The sequence below is a fragment of the Mammaliicoccus sp. P-M59 genome, assembly GCF_022386135.1.
Classification (GTDB): Bacteria; Bacillota; Bacilli; order Staphylococcales; family Staphylococcaceae; genus Mammaliicoccus; species Mammaliicoccus sciuri_A.
Genome location: NZ_JAJNJJ010000035.1, coordinates 1 through 461, shown reverse-complemented (window position 1 = coordinate 461; position 461 = coordinate 1). Strand labels below are relative to the sequence as shown.

Annotated in this window: 4 tRNA genes; all 4 read right to left on the bottom strand. The window is 48.4% G+C overall.

Annotated elements, in window-relative coordinates:
- Window positions 1-106: 106 nt before the first annotated feature.
- Window positions 107-182 (bottom strand) — tRNA-Ala (locus LQ617_RS15860).
- 17 nt (window positions 183-199) lie between these two features.
- Window positions 200-273, bottom strand: a tRNA-Pro gene (locus LQ617_RS15855).
- A 10-nt stretch (window positions 274-283) separates the two neighbouring features.
- Window positions 284-360, bottom strand: a tRNA-Arg gene (locus LQ617_RS15850).
- 11 nt (window positions 361-371) lie between these two features.
- A tRNA-Leu gene (locus LQ617_RS15845) sits at window positions 372-460 on the bottom strand.
- Between the last annotated feature and the right edge of the window lies 1 nt (window position 461).

Sequence of the window (461 nt, the reverse complement as noted above, 5' to 3'; positions counted from 1 at the left end):
TGATTGGTTAAGCCAATCACTCTGAAGTACTTTCAGTACTCAATTATTGGAATTAACGTTGACATATTGTCATTCAGTTTTCAATGTTCATAATCTATTTTAAAAATGGTGGAGACTAGCGGGATCGAACCGCTGACCTCCTGCGTGCAAAGCAGGCGCTCTCCCATCTGAGCTAAGCCCCCATAAGTATTAATAGAAGTCGGGAAGACAGGATTCGAACCTGCGACCCCTTGGTCCCAAACCAAGTGCTCTACCAAGCTGAGCTACTTCCCGTTATTTAAAATGGCGCGCCCGAGAGGAGTCGAACCCCTAGCCTCTTGATCCGTAGTCAAACGCTCTATCCAATTGAGCTACGGGCGCAAAAACAAAAATGGTGCCGAGGACCGGAATCGAACCGGTACGGTAATCACTTACCGCAGGATTTTAAGTCCTGTGCGTCTGCCAGTTCCGCCACCCCGGCA